The 20,806-nt window shown below is 69.9% G+C and carries 9 protein-coding genes; all 9 read left to right on the forward strand.

Going from position 1 to position 20,806, the window contains the following annotated elements; all coding sequences use genetic code 11:
• The first annotated feature begins 12 nt into the window (after positions 1 to 12).
• The 9 genes from nrdR (at position 13) to GA0070614_RS23755 (ending at position 19,956) form a co-directional block, all read left to right on the forward strand.
• Positions 13 to 504, forward strand: coding sequence for a transcriptional regulator NrdR (gene nrdR / locus GA0070614_RS23710; protein ID WP_088978034.1), 492 nt, complete (start codon positions 13 to 15; stop codon positions 502 to 504).
• 66 nt (positions 505 to 570) lie between these two features.
• Positions 571 to 3,468, forward strand: a complete 2,898-nt coding sequence (locus tag GA0070614_RS23715) for a vitamin B12-dependent ribonucleotide reductase (RefSeq protein WP_088978035.1) — start codon at positions 571 to 573, stop codon at positions 3,466 to 3,468.
• Between the two features lie 131 nt (positions 3,469 to 3,599).
• On the forward strand, positions 3,600 to 4,535 hold the full coding sequence (locus tag GA0070614_RS23720; RefSeq protein WP_088978036.1) for a DUF2332 domain-containing protein: 936 nt from the start codon (positions 3,600 to 3,602) through the stop codon (positions 4,533 to 4,535).
• A 212-nt stretch (positions 4,536 to 4,747) separates the two neighbouring features.
• Entirely contained in the window at positions 4,748 to 6,382 is a 1,635-nt protein-coding gene (locus tag GA0070614_RS23730; protein ID WP_231933371.1) for an alpha/beta fold hydrolase, read from the forward strand.
• Between the two features lie 114 nt (positions 6,383 to 6,496).
• Positions 6,497 to 7,486 (forward strand): asparaginase, encoded by a 990-nt coding sequence (locus GA0070614_RS23735; protein WP_088978037.1) that lies wholly within the window; start codon positions 6,497 to 6,499, stop codon positions 7,484 to 7,486.
• A gap of 81 nt (positions 7,487 to 7,567) precedes the next feature.
• Positions 7,568 to 7,810 (forward strand): DUF5522 domain-containing protein, encoded by a 243-nt coding sequence (locus GA0070614_RS23740; RefSeq protein ID WP_088979618.1) that lies wholly within the window; start codon positions 7,568 to 7,570, stop codon positions 7,808 to 7,810.
• A gap of 117 nt (positions 7,811 to 7,927) precedes the next feature.
• Complete coding sequence (locus GA0070614_RS23745; protein WP_157745071.1) at positions 7,928 to 9,220, forward strand: MFS transporter; 1,293 nt, start codon at positions 7,928 to 7,930, stop codon at positions 9,218 to 9,220.
• 136 nt (positions 9,221 to 9,356) lie between these two features.
• Positions 9,357 to 12,959 carry a LamG domain-containing protein gene (locus GA0070614_RS23750; RefSeq protein ID WP_088978039.1) on the forward strand — a complete coding sequence of 1,201 codons (3,603 nt, stop codon included), beginning with the start codon at positions 9,357 to 9,359 and terminating at the stop codon, positions 12,957 to 12,959.
• Positions 12,960 to 13,602: 643 nt separating this feature from the next.
• Positions 13,603 to 19,956: a polymorphic toxin-type HINT domain-containing protein gene (locus GA0070614_RS23755; RefSeq protein WP_157745073.1), complete on the forward strand. Its 6,354-nt coding sequence runs from the start codon at positions 13,603 to 13,605 to the stop codon at positions 19,954 to 19,956.
• Positions 19,957 to 20,806: the final 850 nt, after the last annotated feature.

A 20,806-nucleotide genomic window follows, 5' to 3' on the forward strand; every position in this document is an offset into this window, starting at 1 on the left:
GAGGTCAGGCGAATGCGGTGTCCGTACTGCCGACACGCCGACTCCCGGGTGGTCGACTCCCGCGAGGCCGACGACGGTCAGCTGATCCGCCGCCGCCGGTCCTGCCCGGAGTGCGGTAAGCGGTTCACCACCGTCGAGGAGGCGGTGCTGGCCGTGGTCAAGCGCAGCGGGGTGACCGAGCCGTTCAGCCGGACGAAGATCGTCGGCGGGGTGCGCAAGGCGTGCCAGGGCCGGCCGGTCGACGAGGACTCGATCGCGCTGCTCGCGCAGAAGGTCGAGGAGACGGTGCGGGCCAAGGGGGCGGCCGAGATCCCGAGCCACGAGGTGGGGCTGGCGATCCTGGGCCCGCTGCGGGACCTGGACGAGGTCGCCTACCTCCGCTTCGCCAGCGTCTACCGGTCCTTCGACTCGCTCGCCGACTTCGAGCGCGAGATCGAGACGCTGCGGGCCGCCGCGCGGGCCCGGGCGGCCGACGCGGTCGAGGCCGCCGGCCGTACCAGTTGATTTTTTCTGATTTCTGACAAGTGACGACGCGCGGCGGGTGACCGCGCAGACGAGGGGGCGGATGAGATGGCGGGGGACGGCGTGACAACGAGCCGGTCGCGGGCGGCCAGGAACGGCGCGGCGGTGACGGGGTTGAAGGTGCAGCGGGTCTGGACGACCGAGGGCGTGCACCCGTACGACGAGGTGGCGTGGGAGCGCCGCGACGTCGTGATGACGAACTGGCGGGACGGCTCGATCAACTTCGAGCAGCGCGGGGTCGAGTTCCCCGAGTCCTGGAGCGTCAACGCGGCGAACATCGTGACCACCAAGTACTTCCGGGGCGCGGTGGGGACCCCGCAGCGGGAGTGGTCGCTCAAGCAGCTCATCGACCGGGTGGTCAGCACCTACCGCAAGGCCGGTGAGGAGCACGGCTACTTCGCCTCCCCGGCGGACGCGGAGGTCTTCGCCCACGAGCTGACCTGGATGCTGCTGCACCAGGTGTTCAGCTTCAACTCGCCGGTCTGGTTCAACGTCGGCACGCCGTCGCCGCAGCAGGTCAGCGCCTGCTTCATCCTGGCGGTCGACGACTCGATGGACTCCATCCTGGACTGGTACAAGGAGGAGGGGCGGATCTTCCAGGGCGGCTCCGGCGCCGGGGTCAACCTCTCCCGCATCCGCTCCTCGAAGGAACTGCTCTCCTCCGGCGGCACCGCCTCCGGCCCGGTCAGCTTCATGCGCGGCGCGGACGCCTCCGCCGGCACCATCAAGTCCGGTGGCGCCACCCGGCGGGCGGCCAAGATGGTCATCCTCGACGTGGACCACCCGGACATCGAGGAGTTCGTGGCGACCAAGGCGCGCGAGGAGGACAAGATCCGCGCGCTGCGGGACGCCGGCTTCGACATGGACCTGGGCGGCGCGGACATCGTCAGCGTGCAGTACCAGAACGCCAACAACTCGGTGCGGGTCTCCGACGAGTTCATGACGGCGGTGGAGAACGGCGGCGGCTTCGACCTGCGCGGCCGGCTCGACGGGCAGACCATCGAGACGATCGACGCCAAGAACCTGTTCCGCACCATCGCCCAGGCCGCCTGGGAGTGCGCCGACCCGGGCCTGCAGTACGACGACACCATCAACGACTGGCACACCTGCCCGGAGACCGGGCGGATCACCGCGTCGAACCCGTGCTCGGAGTACCTGCACCTGGACAACTCCTCGTGCAACCTGGCCTCGCTGAACCTGATGAAGTTCCTCCGCGCCGACGGCGGCTTCGAGGTGGAGAAGTTCGTCAAGTCGGTCGAGTTCGTCATCACCGCGATGGACATCTCGATCTGCTTCGCCGACTTCCCGACCGAGAAGATCGGCGAGACCACCCGCGCCTACCGGCAGCTCGGCATCGGGTACGCCAACCTGGGCGCGCTGCTGATGGCCTCCGGCCTGCCGTACGACTCGGAGCAGGGCCGCTCGGTCGCCGCGGCGATCACCTCGCTGATGACCGGCACCGCGTACCGCCGCTCGGCCGAGCTGGCCGGCATCGTCGGCGCGTACGAGGGCTACGCCCGCAACGCCGAGCCGCACAAGCGGGTCATGCGCAAGCACGCCGCCGCCAACGACGCGATCAAGCCGGCCGGCACCGTCGCCACCGCCATCCAGCGGGAGGCGACCAAGCAGTGGACCGAGGGCAACAAGGTCGGTGACAAGCACGGCTGGCGCAACTCGCAGGCCAGCGTGCTCGCCCCGACCGGCACCATCGGCCTGATGATGGACTGCGACACCACCGGCGTCGAGCCGGACCTGGCGCTGGTCAAGTTCAAGAAGCTGGTCGGCGGCGGCTCGATGCAGATCGTCAACCAGACCGTGCCGCGCGCCCTGCGCAGCCTCGGCTACCCCGAGGAGCAGGTCGAGGCGATCGTCGAGCACATCGCCGACCACGGCCACGTGGTGGACGCCCCCGGCCTGAAGCCCGAGCACTACCCGGTCTTCGACTGCGCCATGGGCGAGCGGTCCATCGCCCCGATGGGTCACGTGCGGATGATGGCGGCGGTGCAGCCGTTCATCTCCGGCGCCATCTCCAAGACGGTCAACATGCCGGAGCAGGCCACCGTCGAGGACGTCGAGAAGATCTACTTCGAGGGCTGGAAGCTCGGCCTCAAGGCGCTGGCGATCTACCGGGACAACTGCAAGGTCGGCCAGCCGCTCTCGGTCGCCAAGCCGAACAAGGCCGCCACCTCCGTCGAGGCCCCGGCCGAGGCGGAGAAGGTGGTCGAGAAGGTCGTCGAGTACCGCCCGGTGCGCAAGCGGCTGCCGAAGAAGCGCCCGTCGCAGACGGTCAGCTTCTCCGTCGGCGGCGCCGAGGGTTACCTCACCGCCTCGTCCTACCCGGACGACGGCCTCGGCGAGGTCTTCCTCAAGATGTCGAAGCAGGGCTCCACCCTGGCCGGCGTGATGGACGCCTTCTCGGTGGCCATCTCCATCGGCCTGCAGTACGGCGTCCCGCTGGAGACGTACGTCAGCAAGTTCACCAACATGCGCTTCGAGCCGGCCGGCATGACCGACGACCCGGACGTGCGGATGGCGGCCTCGGTGATGGACTACATCTTCCGTCGCCTGGCGCTGGACTTCCTGCCGTACGAGCGTCGCGCCGAGCTGGGCATCTTCACCGCCAAGGAGCGGGCCGCCCAGCTGCGGGCCGAGGCCGAGGCGGAGGCCGGCACGGTCAGCGGTGCGGACCTCACCGCGATGGCCTCCTCGGCCCCGGTCGAGACCCCGGAGCCGAAGACCGGCCCGGTCGCCCAGCCGGCCCAGGAGGTCGCCGACGTCGCCGCCGTCAAGCCGGCGCCGGCCGTGGGCTCCTCCACCGAGCTGCTGGAGGCCGTGATCGGCAAGGCCGCCGACGCGCCGCTCTGCTTCACCTGCGGCACGAAGATGCGCCCCGCCGGCAGCTGCTACGTCTGCGAGGGCTGCGGCTCGACCAGCGGCTGCAGCTGACGTACGACGACAAGGCGCCCCGCACCCGTCCGGTGCGGGGCGCCTCGCTGTCCGCCTGCTCCCGACCACGCCCGCCGTGAGGTGCGTGACAGAGCGGACCCGCTCGGCTCGCGCACTGCCAGCATCAGGAGATGACGACCTCAGCCGCGTACGCGGACTTCGCCGCCCGGGAGGCCCACGGCGTGTCCCCGACGTACGAGCGGCTCGCCCTGGCCGTGTCCCGGGACGACGCGCTGCTCGCTCTGCTCGACACGCTGCCACCGGCGAAACGGCAGCCCAACCTGCTGTTCGGTGTCGTCCGGCTGCTCGGCGGGCCGGTCCACGACCCGGCCGCGTTCCGGGACTTCACGGAGTCGAACTGGCCGGCGGTCGCCGCCGGCTGCCGTTCCCGGGCCACCCAGACGAACGAGGCCGGCCGGTGCGCGGTCCTGCTGCCGGTGCTCGCCGCGCTGCCGCAGCCGCTGGCACTGCTGGAGGTGGGCGCGTCCGCCGGCCTGAACCTCTACCCCGACCGGTACGCCTACCGGTACGGCGAGCACCGGCTCGGCGCGGGCGGGCCGGTGCTCGACTGCGACCTCACCGGTACCGCCCCACCGGCCCGCCGGCCCGAGGTGGTGTGGCGGGCGGGCCTCGACCTGAACCCCCTCGACGTGACGGACCCCGCCGACGTCAGGTGGCTGGACGCGCTCATCTGGCCCGAGCACGCCCGGCGCCGCGAACGGCTGCGCGCCGCCGCGGCCGTCGCCGCCGCCGACCCGCCGTCACTGGTCCGCGGTGACCTGGTGGACGACCTCCCGGCGCTGGCCGCCCAGGCCCCACCCGACGCGACGCTGGTGGTGTTCCACACCTCCGTGCTGTACCAGGTGCCGCAACCGCGGCGGGAGGCGTTCGCGCAGGTGGTGCGGGGACTGCCCGGACACTGGGTCGCGAACGAGGCCCCGCAGGTGCTGCGCTACGAGGGGCTGCCCGAGCCGCCGGACGCCGCGCTGCGCAACGTGCTCGCGCTGGACGGCAGGCCGCTGGCCTGGACCTGGCCGCACGGTCAGGCGGCCACCTGGTTCGCGTGACGCCCCCGCGTCAGCCGGAGCCCGCCGCCCGCCCGGCCGCCCCGTGGCCCGGCCGTGCCGTCGTCTGGCCGCCTGGCCGCCCCGCCGTCCCGTCGGGCTGACGGGTGCGCGCCGGCCCGCCTCGTCGCCGCTCTCCGTCACCGCCTCGGGGCAGCGGGTGAGATCGATCTTCACTAGGCTGACGGTCCAGACGACTCCCCGGTGAGGTGTCCATGGCGAAGCCGTCCCGTCGTGCCCTGCTGCTCCTCGCGGCGCTCATCCCGGCCGGCTGGGGTCTGGTCGTCGGCTGGTGGACACCGCGCGGCCCCGGCGGCAACCTCGACGCCGTCGTCTCGGTCCTGGCCAGCCTCGCCGTCGGGCTGCTCGCCGGCCGGCTGGGCCGGTCCCGTTGGGCGATGCTGGCCGCGCCGGTGCTCTTCGCGCTCGCCGTGGAACTGGCTCGGATTCCGCTGCGCGGGCCGACCGTGGACGCCCCGCACCTGAGCGGCTTCGGCGTCGCCGCCCTGGTGCTCGGCCGAGGGCTGCACGGCCTGTTCACCCTGCTGCCGCTGCTGGTCGGGGCCGCGTACGGCGCGGGGCTGGCCCGCCGTGCCACCCGGCGGGCAGCCGCCGTGCCGCCGGTGACGGGCGCGGCGGGCGACGGCCGACAGACGCCCGAGCCGGCGACGGGCGCAGCGGACGGCAGTCGGCACACGCCCGAGCCGGCGACGTCGACCGGTGACGCCCGTGCGGCCACCGACGTGCGGACCGGTGGGCCCGCTGTCGGCGGCGCGCCAATGCGTCGCCGTCCCGGGTGGACCTGGGCGGGCCGGGTGGTGGTGGGCCTGCTCGCCGCCGTCGTCGCCCTGGTCACCGTCGCGGCGGCGGTGCCGGCGCGCACCGCCCCCGTCCCGGGCGGGATCGCCGAGCTGACCAGCGTCCGCAGCGGCGATCGCGAACTCGGGCTGACGTTGCGCGGCGCCGACCGGAACGCCCCGGTGCTGCTCTTCCTGCCCGGCGGGCCCGGCTCCTCGGAGGTCGGCTCGGTCCGCCGGCACCTCGTCGGCCTGGAACGGCACGTCGTCCTGGCCACCCTGGACCGGCGCGGCGGGGCGAGGTCCTGGGCCGCCTTCGCGCCGTCGTCGTCGTTCACCCTGGACAGCGAGGTCGCCGACGTGATCGCGGTGGTGGAGCACCTGCGGCAGCGGTTCCGGCAGGACCGGGTGTACCTGATGGGCCACTCCGGCGGCTCGCTGGTCGGGGTGACCGCCGTGCAGCGCCGCCCCGAGCTGTTCCACGCGTACGTCGGGGTCGGGCAGGCCGTCGACCTGCGGGCGGCCGACATCAGCCAGTACGCCGACACCGTCGCCTGGGCCCGCCGCACCGGCCGTGCCGACCTGGCGGACCAGCTCACCCGCCTGGGTCCGCCGCCGTACCCGGACCTGTACACCTACGAGCCGCTGCTGGCCAACGAGGCCGGGGCGTTCGACTTCGACCGCACCGGCAACGCCGAGGGCCGCGACGGGGTGGCGGAGAACCTGGACGTGCCGGAGTACACCCTGCTGGAGAAGGCGCACGCGCTCAGCGGCAACCTCGACGGCTGGGACGTGCTCTACCCGCAGCTCCAGCAACTCGACCTGCGCCGGGATGTGCGCCGGCTCGACGTGCCGGTGTACCTCGTGGACGGGGCCCACGAGGTGCCCGGCCGGCTCGCCCTGACCCGCGAGTGGTACGCAAGGCTGGAGGCGCCCCGCAAGGAGCACGTCGTCCTCGACGGGGCCGGGCACCGATCCCTGTTCCAGCGGCCCGGCCCCGTCACCGACCTGCTGACCCGGATGCTCACCGAGACCCGCGGCCCCGGCGTCTGACCGCGCCGGCGGCGGTGACCGTCGCCGCCGGCGGCGAGTCGGGCCGGATCACCGCAGGCGATCACGGTTCGACGGGACGGCGGTGGCCGGATCGTCTCGCGTAGGGTCGCCGGCGTGAGCATCGCCCTCTTCACCCTCGGCGGGACCATCGCGATGGCCGGGGTCGGCCCGGGGGAGCGGCCGGTGGTCACCCGGCTGACCGGGGCGGACCTGCTCGCCGCCGTACCCGGGCTCGACAGCGTCGGCGAGGAGCTGGACGTGCGCGACGCGCTCGCCGTACCCAGCGCCGACCTGACGTACCGGCGGCTGCTGGATGTGGTCGACGCCGCGTCGCAGGCGGTGGCCGGCGGCGCGACCGGCGTCGTCGTCACCCAGGGCACCGACACCCTGGAGGAGACCGCGTACCTGGCCGACCTGGTCTGGCCGCACGCCGCGCCGCTGGTCGTCACCGGCGCCATGCGCAACGCCACCCTGGCCGGGGCCGACGGCCCGGCCAACCTGCTCGCGGCGGTCCGGGTCGCCGCGTCCGCCGAGGCCCGCGACCTGGGGGTGCTGGTCGTCGCCAACGACGAGATCCACGCCGCCCGCTGGGTCCGCAAGACCCACAGCACCAGTACGGCCACCTTCGCCTCCCCGAACGCCGGGCCGCTCGGCCACGTCGCGGAGGGACGGGTACGCCTGCTCACCCGGCCGCCCCGGCACGCGCCGCTGCCGCCGGTGGATCCGGCGCGGCTGGACGCCACCCGGGTCGCCCTGCACACCGTCACCCTCGACGACGACGGCTGGCTGCTCGACGGGCTGGCCGACCGCCGGCACGGCCTGGTCGTCGCCGGGTACGGGGTGGGGCACGTGCCGTCCGCGCTCGCCCCGGTGCTCGGCGCGCTCACCGATCGGATGCCGGTGGTGCTGACCTCCCGCACCGGCGCCGGCCCGGTGCTGCGGCACACCTACGGCGCGGTCGGCTCGGAGACCGACCTGCAACGGCGGGGCCTGGTCAACGGCGGGCTGCTCGACCCGTACAAGGCGGTGGTGCTGCTGCGGACGCTGCTCGCCGCCGGCGCGGGACGCGACGAGGTGGCCGCCGCCTTTGCCCGGCACGGCTGACCGGCGGCGACGCCCACCGGGACGGTGGAGCGCCCGCCCGGCGACCGGGCCAGCGCGGCCGGCTCCGTAGACTCGCCGCCGATGAGTGGCGAGCGACGACCCCTGGCGGACCGGCCGTTGACCGAGCCGCACCCGTCGCGGCTGCCGCCCGAGCACCCCGACCGGGCGCGGATCCTCGCCGCGCACGCCGCCGCGCTGGCCGCCGGGGAGGCCGGCTACCTCGACCCGTCCACCGGGCTCTTCGTGCTCAGCGCCGCCTTCCTCGCCCGCCGGGGCACCTGCTGCGGCCGGGGCTGCCGGCACTGCCCGTACGTCGACGACTGACGGGCGGGGTCGGTTAACCGGGTGACCGACCGGGGCCTGTCCACCTAGGTTGGCGCTGCCGGGCCGTCGGCCCGGTGACGGTCGTGGCGGCCGTCCGACCGGCGGCAGGTGGCGTCCGTGACCGAGCAACTCGCCTCCCCACCGCCCGCGGCGCGCGTGCCGTTGTGGCGGCACCGGGACTTCGCCCTCTTCTGGGGCGGCCAGACGGCCGGTGAACTCGGCATCCGCGTCAGCGGGGTGGCGCTGCCACTGATCGCCGCCGACACCCTCGGCGCCGGTGTCCTCCAGGTCTCCCTGCTGACTTCCCTGGCCTGGCTGCCGTACCTGCTCCTCTCGCTGCCCGCGGGGCTGCTCGTCGACCGGGTAAATCCGCGGCGGCTGATGGTCGGGTGCGACCTGGGGCGGGCCGCGCTGATGCTCGCGGTGCCGGTGGCCGCCCTGCTCGGCCACCTCACCCTGCCCCTCCTGTACGCCGTGGTCGGGCTATCCGGGGCGCTGACCGTGCTGTTCACCGTGGCGTACAAGACCGTCCTGCCGCGCCTGGTGGCGCCGGAGCAGCTGGTGGCGGGCAACGCCCGGCTCTCCGTCAGCCAGGACGCCGCCCAGCTCGTGGGACCGACCGTCGGCGGGGCGCTGACCGGGCTGGTCGGCGGGGCCCGGACCGTCGTCGGCACCGCGCTCACCTTCGTGGTCAGCGCGGTGACGCTGCTGCTCGTCCGGCTGCCGGCGCAGGCGGAGCCCGCCGCGTCGGCGCGCGTCCCGGCGCGGGCCGCGCTGACCGAGGGGCTGGGATTCGTCCGGCGGCACCCGATCCTGCTGCGGATCCTGGCCTGCGTCACCACGTCCAACTTCTTCGCCGTCGCCACGCAGTCGCTGGAGGTCGTCTACCTCGTCCGCGAGCTGGACGCCTCCCCGGCGGTGGTCGGTGCGGTGTTCTCCCTCGGCGCGGTCGGGGGACTGGTCACCGGCGCGCTCGCCGACCGGATCTCCCGCCGGATCGGCTCGGCCCGGGTGATCTGGGTGGCGATGGCCGTACCCGGTCCGCTCTACCTGCTCGTCCCGCTGGCCCGGCCTGGCTGGGGGCTGCTGCTCTACGCCGTCGGCCTCGCCGCGTTCTCCGCCAACGCGGTGCTGTTCAACATCGCCATCCTGTCGTACCGGCAGCGGGTGACCCCGCCGGAGCTGCTCGGCCGGGTCACCGCCGCGTTTCTGTGGATCTGCTTCGGGGCGGTCCCGCTGGGCGCGCTGTTCGGCGGCACGCTGGGCAGCGGGTGGGGGCTGCGGCCGGCGCTGGTGGTCTGCGCGCTGGGGACGTGGAGCGCCGCGCTCTGGGTGGTGTGCTCTCCACTGCGGAGGATGCGCGACCTCCCGATCGATGACCAGGCAGGGACGAGAAGCTGGGAGCGGTGACCTACCGCAATACACGACGCGCGTTTGTCCGGATCGATGCCTGTACGTGCTGACAGTTTGTACACGAGCCTTTACGCAGCGACCTGTCGATCTCTACAGTTCCCTGGCTGTCCATGGACGAACACGGGGGACCGTCATGACTGTGTCGTGGAGACGTCATGCCTTCATCTGGCTGACGTCGATCAGTGCTGTCGTCTCCGGCACCGGATTCGTGGCCGAGGTGCCCGCCGCCAGTGCCGCCCCAGGACCGTCCGAGCAGGCTGCCTGCGTCACCGAGGCGCCGGACGAGGCGGCGGCGGCCAGGCTTGCCGCGCGGTGCGGCCGTGCCGTCGAGGTGCTCAGCGAGCGCACCGAGTACGCGCAGGTCACCGTCGGCCCGGACGGTGTCCGGAAGTTGGTGGCCTCCGTCGCACCGCAGCGGGTACGCCGCGCCAACGGCACGTGGGCTGCCATCGATCCGAGCCTGCGGCCCAAGGACGGCAGGCTGGTCCCCGCCGCGTCCCTCGCCGACGTGTCGTTCTCCACGGGCGGCACCGGGCCACTGGTCACCTGGCGGGAAGCCGGCTCCAGCTTCACCCTCGAATGGCCGCTGGGTCCGCTGCCGGCGCCCCGGGTGGACGGCGCCACCGCGGTGTACCCGTCCGTCCTCAAGGACGTCAACCTGCACGTGACCGCGACTGCTGAGGGCTATACCCACGTGGTGGAGGTGCTCACCCCGGAGGCGGCGGCGCAGCCGGCGATCCGCGCGCTCCGCTTCCGCACCGGTGGGGACATGAAGGTCACCCGGGACGCGACCGGAACCGTGCGGCTCGCCACTGCCGGCGGCGTGCCGGTGGCCAACTCCGCGCCGGCCAGGATGTGGGACTCGTCCACGGACCCGTCCCGGGCCGGCGAGGTGCTGGCCTCGGCAGAGGCACGCGGCCTCGCCGTCCCGGCCGGCGAGCGGGCCACTGCCGAGGAGGCGGCGGTCACCTCCCGCAGCGCCCGCGTCGGTGTGGCGCTCTCCGGAGCGGAGCTCACCATCACGCCCGATGCGAAGTTGATGGCCGATCCCGGCCTCACATACCCGATCTTCATCGACCCGGAGTTCGAGAAGCAGCGGTCGAAGTGGGCGTACGCGACCAGCAACGGGGAGAACAACGACACCACTGTGGCCCGGGTCGGGCGGCAGCCGTACCCCGAGGGTGGGAACGGGGAGCGGTACCACTCCTTCTACGACTTCCCGATCAGTGGGCTCAAGGGCAAGCAGATCCTCGGCAGCACGGTGCGGATCACCCTCGACCACTCGTGGTCCTGCACGCCGACCTGGGTCCACGCGTACCGGACGAGCGCCATCACGGTGGCCAGTGGCGGCCGGATGGGCTGGACCACTCGCCCACTGCCGTCGAACCACCTGGACGCATGGGAGGGCAGCGCCAACGAGGCGGGCGGCTGCGGCAGTGTCCAACCCGACGTCGATGCCGAGTTCGCCAGCGAGGCGTTCCGCAACGACCTTCAGTACGCGGTCAACAAGGCGTGGCCCACCTACACCGTTGGCCTGTGTGCCTGCAACGACGCCGGGGAGGGGGAGGACCTCGAGAGCCGATGGAAGAAGTTCTACACCGACAAGGCGTGGATCGAGGTCACGTACAACTCGAAGCCGAGCGTGCCGACCAAACTCACCACGTCCGACCAGGCGTGCGGGGCGACGATCGGCACCGCGTCCCCGGTGTTCGAGGCCTTCTACGGGGACGCGGACGGCACCGGGGACAGCCTGACCGGCTACTTCGAGTACATGTTCATCGGTTACAGCGGCGTCGGTACCAAGACCGGGCAGACCAAGCCGGGCAACAGCTTCGGCGACTCCGGCATCGTCAGTCTGGGGAGCCTGGCCGAGGGCAGAACCTACCAGTGGCGGGTCCAGACCCGGGACAAGGCCGGCTCCTACTCCGACTGGTCCGGTTGGTGCAGCTTCACCGTCGACCTGGACAAGCCGCTGCCGCCGGCCGTCAGCTCCACCGACTACCCGGCCGACGGAGTCGCCCACGGCGGCCCAGGTATCGCGGGTACGTTCACCTTCGCCCCCAGGTCCACGGACGTGGCCAAGCACGTCTACGGATGGAGCGGTCAGGCCGGTCCCCTCACCACCATCGTCGCGGGTTCCCGGAATACGGTGACGTTGACGCCGCCGCGGTTCGGATTCAACGTGCTCGAGGTCTACAGCATCGACGGCGCCAACAAGCAGAGTGACACCACCCGCTACAAGTTCCTGGTCGAGGCGCCGTCTGCGCCGATCGCCCACTGGCCGCTCGACAGGGTCGACTCCCATGACCTCAAGGAGGCGTCCGGCGGGCCCAGCCTCACTGTGAACGGCACCGAGGCATGGGCCGAGAACAGCCGGATCTACGGTGACGCCACGCCCTCCTTCAACCTGGACACTCATCTGGCCGCGAACGTGCCGTTGGACACGGCGAAGTCTTTCGGTGTAGCGGTGTGGGTCAATCTCGGTGATGCCACCCGTGAAGACCCCGAGCCGGTTCTGTCGCCGGGAAACTGGACGGCCGTGAGCAAGTTCGGCACGAAGGTGAGTGGGTTCTATCTCGGCTACCGTCTGTCCAACGGGCCCCGATGGAGCTTCATGATGCCGGGGGCTGACGCCGCAAGCAGCGTCAATACTTTTGTCGCGGTGGAGTCACCGATCACCTTGACCACAAAGGACGTGGGCAAGTGGGCACATCTCGCCGCCTCCTATGATGCGGCGACCCGCGAAATGGTCCTCTACGTGAACGGGAAGCGCGTCGCCTCCGGCGTCCGTCCAGCCGCCGGTTGGAATGCCGGCGGTCCGGTGGTCATCAGTGGGGCACAGTGGTCGGAGAACCCGACGGATCCGACTCAGATCGCGGACCACTGGCTCGGTCATATCACCGACGTCCGACTCTGGAACCGGGCGCTCACCCAGGACGACCTGACCGGCACCGACGTGAACCCGGAAATGGGGACCGAGGCGGTTCCCGGCATCATCCAGCCGATCCAGGTGGCGAACTGGGACTTCAGCGGTGGGCTCGATTCCGCCTGCGGCTCGGCGGCGAGTTACGACTACTGGGGGCGCTCCCTCGACCTCTACGGCTGCACCGATCCCTACTCGGAGAGCCAGACCGTCGGGTACACCGGTGACGGCTACGACGACAGTGAGGCGCTGTGGTTCAACACTGCCCAGCCGGATGGCTGGGGCGGCACGTCGACCAGAACCGGGTACGCCGCCACCACCGATCCGGTGGTCAACACCGGGCAGTCGTTGACGGTCTCCGCCGCCGTCCGCGTCCGTGAACTCAACGGACAGGAGCAGGTCTTCGTCCGACAAGGCGCAGGCAACGCCCAGGAGGGGGCCGTCAAGCTGTACATGGAACAGAACGGCAACCTGAGGTTCGCGGTGCTCACCCCTGACGGTGCGGGTGGCGTGAGTTGGGCGGCGGCCGTGTCGGACAGCCCCGTGACCGCAGCTACCGTTCAGGCGAAGGAATGGGTCCACCTCACCGGTGTATTCGACGTCGGAACAGGCGAGGTGCGCCTGTACGTCGACGGTCGACCCCAAGCCGCTCGAGGCGTCGGCGCCGTCGGCAAGGCATCGTCTCACCCACTGTTCGTCGGAAGCGTCTCCGGCGTGAACAGCTTCCTCCTGGGCGACATCGACCAGATCAAGGTCTACGCCGGCGCGATGAACGATCGCGAAGCGGCGGCCCTCTACCGCGATTCTCGGTGAGCGGACGGGCTCACGCGCCCTGAGGCCGCGTGAGCCGATTCGCCTCTTCCTTCCATCATCCCGCCCACCCCCTCGACGGCGGAGGTTGTCGATGTCCGTAGGTATGCCGCCGGTCTCTCCGACCCGGCACGATCCGCGATCCCGATTCTGGCTCCCCGGCAGCCGCCTGCGACTCGGCCTGTCAGCCGCGTTGACACCTGTCGTACTGGCGTCCCTGCTGGCCGCCACGCCGCAACCGGCCAAGGCCGCCGACCCGACCCACCTGACGCTCAGCCAACCGAAGGCCGTGACGACCAAGGACGTGCTGGCGAAGCCCCGACCGGCTGACATGTCGCAGGGCGCGGACAGCGTCACCGCCACGACGCTGAGTTGGCCCGCCGCCGGCACGGCGGAGGCGTCCGTCCCGGCGGAGATCGCGCGGAGGGCGGCCGCCGCCAAGGCGCCCGCGACGAGCACCAGGGTCGGCAAGCTTCCCGTGTGGGTCGGTCCAGCGGACGGTGCCGGAGCTCGGGTTGCCGCCTCCACCGCTCCCGTGGGGCGAGCCAAGGTCGAGGTGCTCGACCGGGCGAAGGTGGCACCGGGTTGGCGCAACGGGCTCGTCCTCCGAGTCGCACGCGCCGATGGTGTGGCGCGCGGTGGGCGGATGAGTGTCGGTGTCGGCTACGCGGGCTTCGAGTCGGCGTTCGGTGCGGACTGGTCGACCCGTCTGCGCCTGGTCGCGCTGCCGGAGTGCGCGCTCACCACGCCGGACCTGCCCCAGTGCAGCGGCCGTCCGCTGCCCTCGCACAACGATCCTGCCTCGAAGCGGGTCTCGGCGGAGATCGACGTACAGCCCGGTGCCACCGGTGCCAAGGCGCTGTCGGCGGGCGGAGCCACGCTGGTCGCCCTCACGGCCGCCCCCTCCGGCTCGGCCGGCGACTACTCCGCGACCCCACTCCAGGCGTCCTCCAGCTGGACCGCGGGCGGATCGAGCGGTGACTTCTCCTGGTCGTATCCCATCCGGGTTCCCCAGGCCACCGGGCCGGCGCCGAAGGTGAGCCTCGCCTACTCGTCGAGTGCCGTCGACGGACGCAGCGACGCCTCGAACAACCAGCCCTCGTGGGTCGGCGAAGGCTTCGAATACCACCCGGGTTTCATCGAGCGGCGGTACGTGCCGTGCTTCGACGACACCGCGAACGGCGCGACCAACAACGACCAGATCGGTGACCAGTGCTGGGGCACCGACAACGCCGTCCTGTCGCTCAACGGCCGTTCGACCGAGTTGGTCAAGGACGGGACCACCGGTGAGTGGCGGCCGAAGAGCGACGACGCGTCCAAGGTCGAGAAGCTGACCGGCGGCTCGAACGGCGACGACAACGGTGAGTACTGGAAGGTCACCACCGCCGACGGCACCCAGTACTTCTTCGGCCGCGACGACCTGCCGGGGCAGACCAGCGACACGGCCTCCACCGACACCGTCCGGGTCTACGGCAACCACCAGGACGAGCCCTGCTACAACGCCTCCTTCGCCTCGGCCCACTGCAACCAGGCGTGGCGGTGGAACCTCGACTACGTCGTCGACACCCACGGCGGCACGATGTCGTTCTGGTACAGCCAGGAGACCAACAAGTACGCGGCCAACGTCACCGACAGCAACGAGGTTTCCTACGTCCGGGCGTCGAACCTGACCCGGATCGACTACGGCACCTGGGACCGGGGGGACACCGACCGGTCCGTGACCCCGACGGCACAGGTATTCTTCACCACCTCGGACCGGTGCAAGTCGGACTGCGCCACGCACGACGAGGCCCACTGGCCCGACACGCCGTGGGACCAGGAGTGCACCGGCACGACCTGCGAGGGCAAGTACTCACCGACCTTCTGGTCGACGCGCCGGCTCACGGCGATCACGACGAAGGTCGCCGGAGTCGCCGGTGACGTGGAGAGGTGGAGCCTCGACCACAACTTCCCCAAGAACGGCGACGGTTCGCGGGACGGCATGTGGCTGGAGTCGATCCGGCACACCGGCTACATCGGCGAGAGGGTGGACCTGCCGGAGGTCAACTTCGACTGGGTGCAGCGCCCCAACCGGGTCGACAAGACCGACGACGGCAAGCCTCCGATGCACTGGATGCGGCTGAACACGATCTGGACCGAGACCGGCGGAAGGATCGTGGTCGAGTACTCCGACCCGGAATGCGACACCGACGGGCCGATGCCGGCCTCTCCGGAGACCAACACCCTCCGCTGCTACCCGGTGCTGACGGAGAACCCCTTCACCAAGGCCATCGAGACCGACTACTTCCACAAGTACGTGGTGAAGCAGGTCTTCGAGTCCGACTGGACCGGTGGCGGGACCGACGTCATCACCGCCTACGAGTACCTCGACGGCGCCGCCTGGCACCACGCCGACGACGACGGCATGACCAAGGACAAGTTCCGCACCTGGTCGGACTACCGGGGCTACGGTCGAATCAGGGTCCGGAAGGGCACCGACGGTCAGGAAACCCTGTCCGAGACCCGCTACTACCGCGGCATGCACGGCGACAAGGCCGCGCCCAGCGGGGGCACCCGTACCGTCACCCTGCGCGGGGTGGACCTGAACGGGGACGGTGACGTGGTCGACGTGGCCGACGCCGGCCAGGTCAACGACCACGACGCGCTGGCCGGGCAGGTGCGGGAGCAGATCACCTACAACGGTGTCGACACCGACATCGTGTCGCGCTCCGTCAACCAGGGCTGGCAGTCGCCGCACACCGCGATGCGGGACATGGGGACCACCACCACGTACGCCCGCTACACCGGCGTGGACACGTCCTGGAACGCGGTGAAGCTGGACGCCGGTCGCGGATGGCGGGTCGTCAAGAGTTCCAGCACCTTCGACTCGTACGGCATGGAGACCACCTCCACCGGCCTGGGTGACGTCGCGGCCGGCGGTGACGAGAAGTGCATCCGCACCACCTACGCCCGCAACACCGGGCTGAACATCCTGTCCACGGCAGTGCGGGTGGAGACCTTCGCCCTGCCGTGCGGCACAGCGCCGAAGACCACAGATGACGTCATCAGCGACGTGCGGACCTCGTACGACGGTGAGGCGTACGGCGTCGCGCCCACGGAGGGCGACCCCACCAGGGTGGAGACCCTGAAGGGGTGGTCGGAGTCCGGGGGCACCGACTGGCTGACGACCGGGACGACTGTCTACGACGACCACGGCCGGGTCGTCGAGTCCACCGACGTCCGTAACAACAAGACCATCACGACGTACACCCCGACGGTGGGCGGTCCGGTCACGAAGGTGGAGACCACCAACCACCTGAGTTGGAAATCGACCCAGGAGATGGACCCGGCCTGGGGGCTGCCGAAGCGCACGGTCGATGCCAACGGCAAGATCACCGATCTGCGGTACGACGGCCTCGGCCGGCTGCGGAAGGTGTGGCTGCCGAACCGCTCGATCGGGCTGGATCCCGCCAACCCGACGAGCACCCCCTCCACCGAGTACACGTACACGCTGCGCCACAGCGGCGGCGTCAACGCGGTCACGACGCGGTCCTTGAGCGCCGAGGGCAGCTACCTCACCAGCTACGCGCTCTACGACGGGTTGCTCCGACCCCGGCAGACCCAGGTGTCGGCAGCGTCCGGCGGCGGAACCGTGTTCAGCGAGTCGGTGTACGACGCCGCCGGGCGGGTCGCCTACGCCAACGCCAGTCACCGTGACCCCAACGTCGCGCCCGGCACGACACTCAGGTCGATCGCGGCGTGGGAAGCGAACATCCAGACGGTCAACCACTACGACCGGACTGGCCGGGTGACCGCGAGCATCCAGACCACCAGCGGCCAGGAGAAGTGGCGAACCACCACGGCCTACGGCGGTGACCGGGTGTACGTCACCCCGCCGGAGGGCGGCACCGCGACCACCTCGATCAGCGACGCCCGCGGCAACACCGTGGAGGTCCGTCAGCACGCCGGCCGCACCATCACCGGCCCCTACGACGCCAGCACGTACACCTACAACCGCAAGAACCAGTTGACCTCCGTCAAGGATCCTGCCGGTAACCAGTGGTCCTACGAGTACGACATCCGGGGCCGGCAGCGGATTGCCGTCGATCCCGACAAGGGCAGCACGGAGTCCAAGTACGCCGACAACGGTGACCTCGAATTCACGGTGGACGGTCGCCAGCAGAAGCTGGTCTACCACTACGACAGCCTGGGCCGTAAGGACGCGGTCTACCAGGGGTCGATTGCTACGGCGAACCTACGGGCCAGTTGGACGTACGACCCGACGGGCGCGAAGGGGATGCCCGCCTCCAGCAGCCGGTGGACCGACAACGGCACCACCGAGTACAAGGTGCGGGTCCGGGGCTACAGCCCGCTCTACCGGTCCTTGGGCGAGGACTTCGTCATTCCGGCCACCGAGACAGGGCTGAGCGGCACCTACAGCTTCACCCGGAGCTACAAGGCCGACGGCGTCTCGCTCGGCTCCGCGACGTACCCGAGCACCGGCGGTCTCGGCGCCGAGCAGCTCACCTTCACCTACGACTCGACGACCGGCCTGGCGGAGCAGGTCAAGACCAACTGGCCCAACGCAGGGCAGTACGTCACCGACACCAGCTACAACGCGTTCGGTCAGGTCGGTCTGGTCCAGTACCAGCAGACGGCACAGAACTTCCTCGAGCGCGCCTGGAACTACGAGGACACCACGGGCCGGCTGGCGAATGCCGTGACGAGCCGGCAGATCGCCCCGCAGATGGTGGCAGACGTCAACTACACGTACGACCCCGCCGGCAACATCCTCCGAATCGCGGACACTCCGGCGGGCGGCACCGTCGACGTACAGTGCTTCGGCCACGACTACGCCAGGCGTCTCACCCAGGCATGGACGCCGACGTCGGGGAACTGCGGCCCGGCGCCGACGGTGACGGACCTCGGTGGCCCGGCACCCTACTGGCACTCCTGGGCCTTCGAGCCGGTCGGCAAGTCGTCCGGTAACCGGGTCACGGAGACCAAGCACGGCACGGCGAACACCGAATCCACCTACAAGTACCCGAACCTCGGCAGCGCCCAGCCGCACGGCGTCCAGCAGGTGATCACCACCGGAAACGGCGCGGGCACCCGCAACTACCAGTACGACGCCGCGGGCAACATGACGTGCCGTCCGACGGCGACCGCGGTGAACAACACCTGCCCCGGCGGCACAGGCAGCCAGACCCTGACCTGGGACAGCGAGAACAAGCTCGTCGGCCTCACCGACGGCGGCAAGACCCACTCCTACCTGTACGACCCCGAGGGCAACCGCCTCATCGCGCGGGATCCCACCGGCAAGACGCTGTACCTGCCCGGAATGGAGATCCGGTACACGAGCAACGGCGGCTCCAAGGCGGCGACCCGGTACTACAGCCACCTCGGCCAGTTGATCGGCATGCGGATGCCGGGGACCGGGATCACCTGGCTGGTCACCGACCACCAGGGCACCCAGGAACTGAGCATCGCCTCCGGCAACCAGGCGATCACCCAGCGGCGGCAGACCCCGTACGGCGGCTCCCGCAGCACGCCCCCGCCGGCCTGGCCCAACCAGCTCGGCTTCGTCGGCGGCACGATCGACGGCGGTGCCGACGTCACGGGCCTGACCAACATCGGTGCCCGGCCGTACGACTCCGCGATCGGCAAGTTCATCGCGGTCGACCCGATCATGGACATGGCCGACCCGGAGCAGTGGAACGGCTACGCGTACGCGGGCAACTCCCCGATCACGAGCAGCGATCCGACCGGGTTGATCGAGGAAGACTGCGCGATCCACGACTGCGACTATCGCCCAGGGGATGAAGAGGGAAACAAAGACGCCAAGAAGAACAACAGTTGTTGGCCGGCGTCCTGCGGCGGAAACGGCGAGGAGAGCTCCGACGACCCTAGAACCTGGACGGGCAAGCACAAGGACGACGGCCGCCCGATGCCGGGCCCCGGCCATCTGACCCTTGAGCAGGATGCGCAGTTCCGATACTACACTCACACGACGAATCTCGATATTTTTCAGCGCGAGGTCGTCGAGGACGAGGTTTTCTGTTACAACAACTCGGAAGTGTGCGCTGCCCTAGCGAAGGCCAAGGTCAAGCAGTCACGCAAGGCCCTTTTGGATCTGCTCGGGGTCACCGATTTTCAGGAGTGCACGAAGGGCAAGGCAACGGGATGTATCTGGACGGCCGTTGGCCTGATTCCCGCTGGCAAACTAGTAGGACCGGTTGGGAAATCCCTCCTTCGGAAGGGTATTAAGACCGCGTGTAGCTTCAGCGGTGACACCGAGGTCCTGATGGCTGACGGCAGTACCACGCCAATGAGTCAGATTAATGCGGGTGACGAGGTGTTAGCCACCGACCCCGCGACTGGTGAATCAGGGCGCCGGAAGGTTACAAAGCTGTGGGTGCACGAGGACCAACTCTACGTGCTGGAAACCGAAAGTGGCGAGGTGGCCACCACGGAGGATCATCCGTTCTGGAATGAGTCCGACCTGGCCTGGCAGGGTGCTGAGACCCTCGATCCTGGCGACTTGCTGCGTACGCCCACCGGCGTGACCGCCGTCATCTCCTTCGATATTGAAGCTGCCACGGTTGCTGCGGCATACAACCTCACCGTCGATGACCTCCACACGTACTATGTGATGGTCGGAAACACGCCGGTTCTGGTACACAATGCTAACGATTGCTCGATCTCCGGCTCTGCCGGTGGGCAGAAGTTGGCTGACCAACTCCGTGCGGCATCGGCGAAGTCGATGTTCACGCCGGGTGGAGGCCTTACGCGCCAAGCTATTGATGAATCCCAACTGATTATTCGTGGCAGTGACCTGGGCAACCAGCAGTTGCGGGCTCACCTGACCCGCGATGGCAGCGATATTGCGGACTGGGGTAAATACACGACGAGGACGCATCAGAGCTCCTACGGGGACTTTCAGGTCCATTACTACTATAATTCGAGAACTGGAAATGTTGCCTACGACTACGACTACAAAGTTGTGATGAACGCGAGGTAGGGATGAGAGTGAAGTATGCGGCCCGATGGCTGGAGGGTGTGTCCCGGCAAGGGGTTGCAGCTCTTTCCGAGGGGCGTGAGTATGTGGTCCTTGAGATCTCGTCGCTTGCCGATCGGCCCTCTTACTTTCGAATTGAGGCTGTTAGTGGTGAGCCGCCGGCGCTATTCGATGTACGCCTCTTTAAAATTGCCTCGCCAATAATTCCCCCAAACTGGACGGGCTCGCTTGACGATTCCGGGCTGCTGACGATCGGGCCAAAAGCGTGGAGAGAGCGCGACTTTTGGGAGGCATATCTAGGGCGACAGGAGTGGGCGGTTGCTGCATACGAGAGGGAGCTCAAGGTGATACTGTCGGCCGGAATGGAATGAGGTCGTGAGGATCGGTCGCTTGGTCGCATCTGGCGTAACACTTCCTGCGCTGCCTGAGCGGTCTTGGTTACCGAGGTGGCCGTGAGGCCTGCGGTTGGTAGTCGTTATCTCGGCTACCGTCACGATCTCCGCCGGAGATCGATAATGCGTGGTAATCGCTGTGTCTCTCTGTCTCGCAATCGTGGCGGGCAAGTTAGCTGCGCGACAACTGACACCGACTCTCATTGCGCTAAAATATCGGCATTGTCAGGCGTTGTGGGCGGTGGCGAATATGCCGATGCCTGAGGCGGGAGCCCCTACTCGGAATTCTGTTGCGGGCTACGGAGACGACATCAATGCGGGCGTAGTCGGGAGCACCATGATCGCGGCCACTCTGGCGCCTGCTTGCCCTTAAGGGAAGTGGGTGGCGCAGTGATAGAGGTAATGGGCGACCGAATAGGACACGAGGTCGGTTTGCGGTGCGATGTGCTCGACGTAGGGAG

Origin of the sequence: Micromonospora coxensis, from assembly GCF_900090295.1 — a bacterium.
In the GTDB taxonomy this organism is placed as follows: Bacteria; Actinomycetota; Actinomycetes; order Mycobacteriales; family Micromonosporaceae; genus Micromonospora; species Micromonospora coxensis.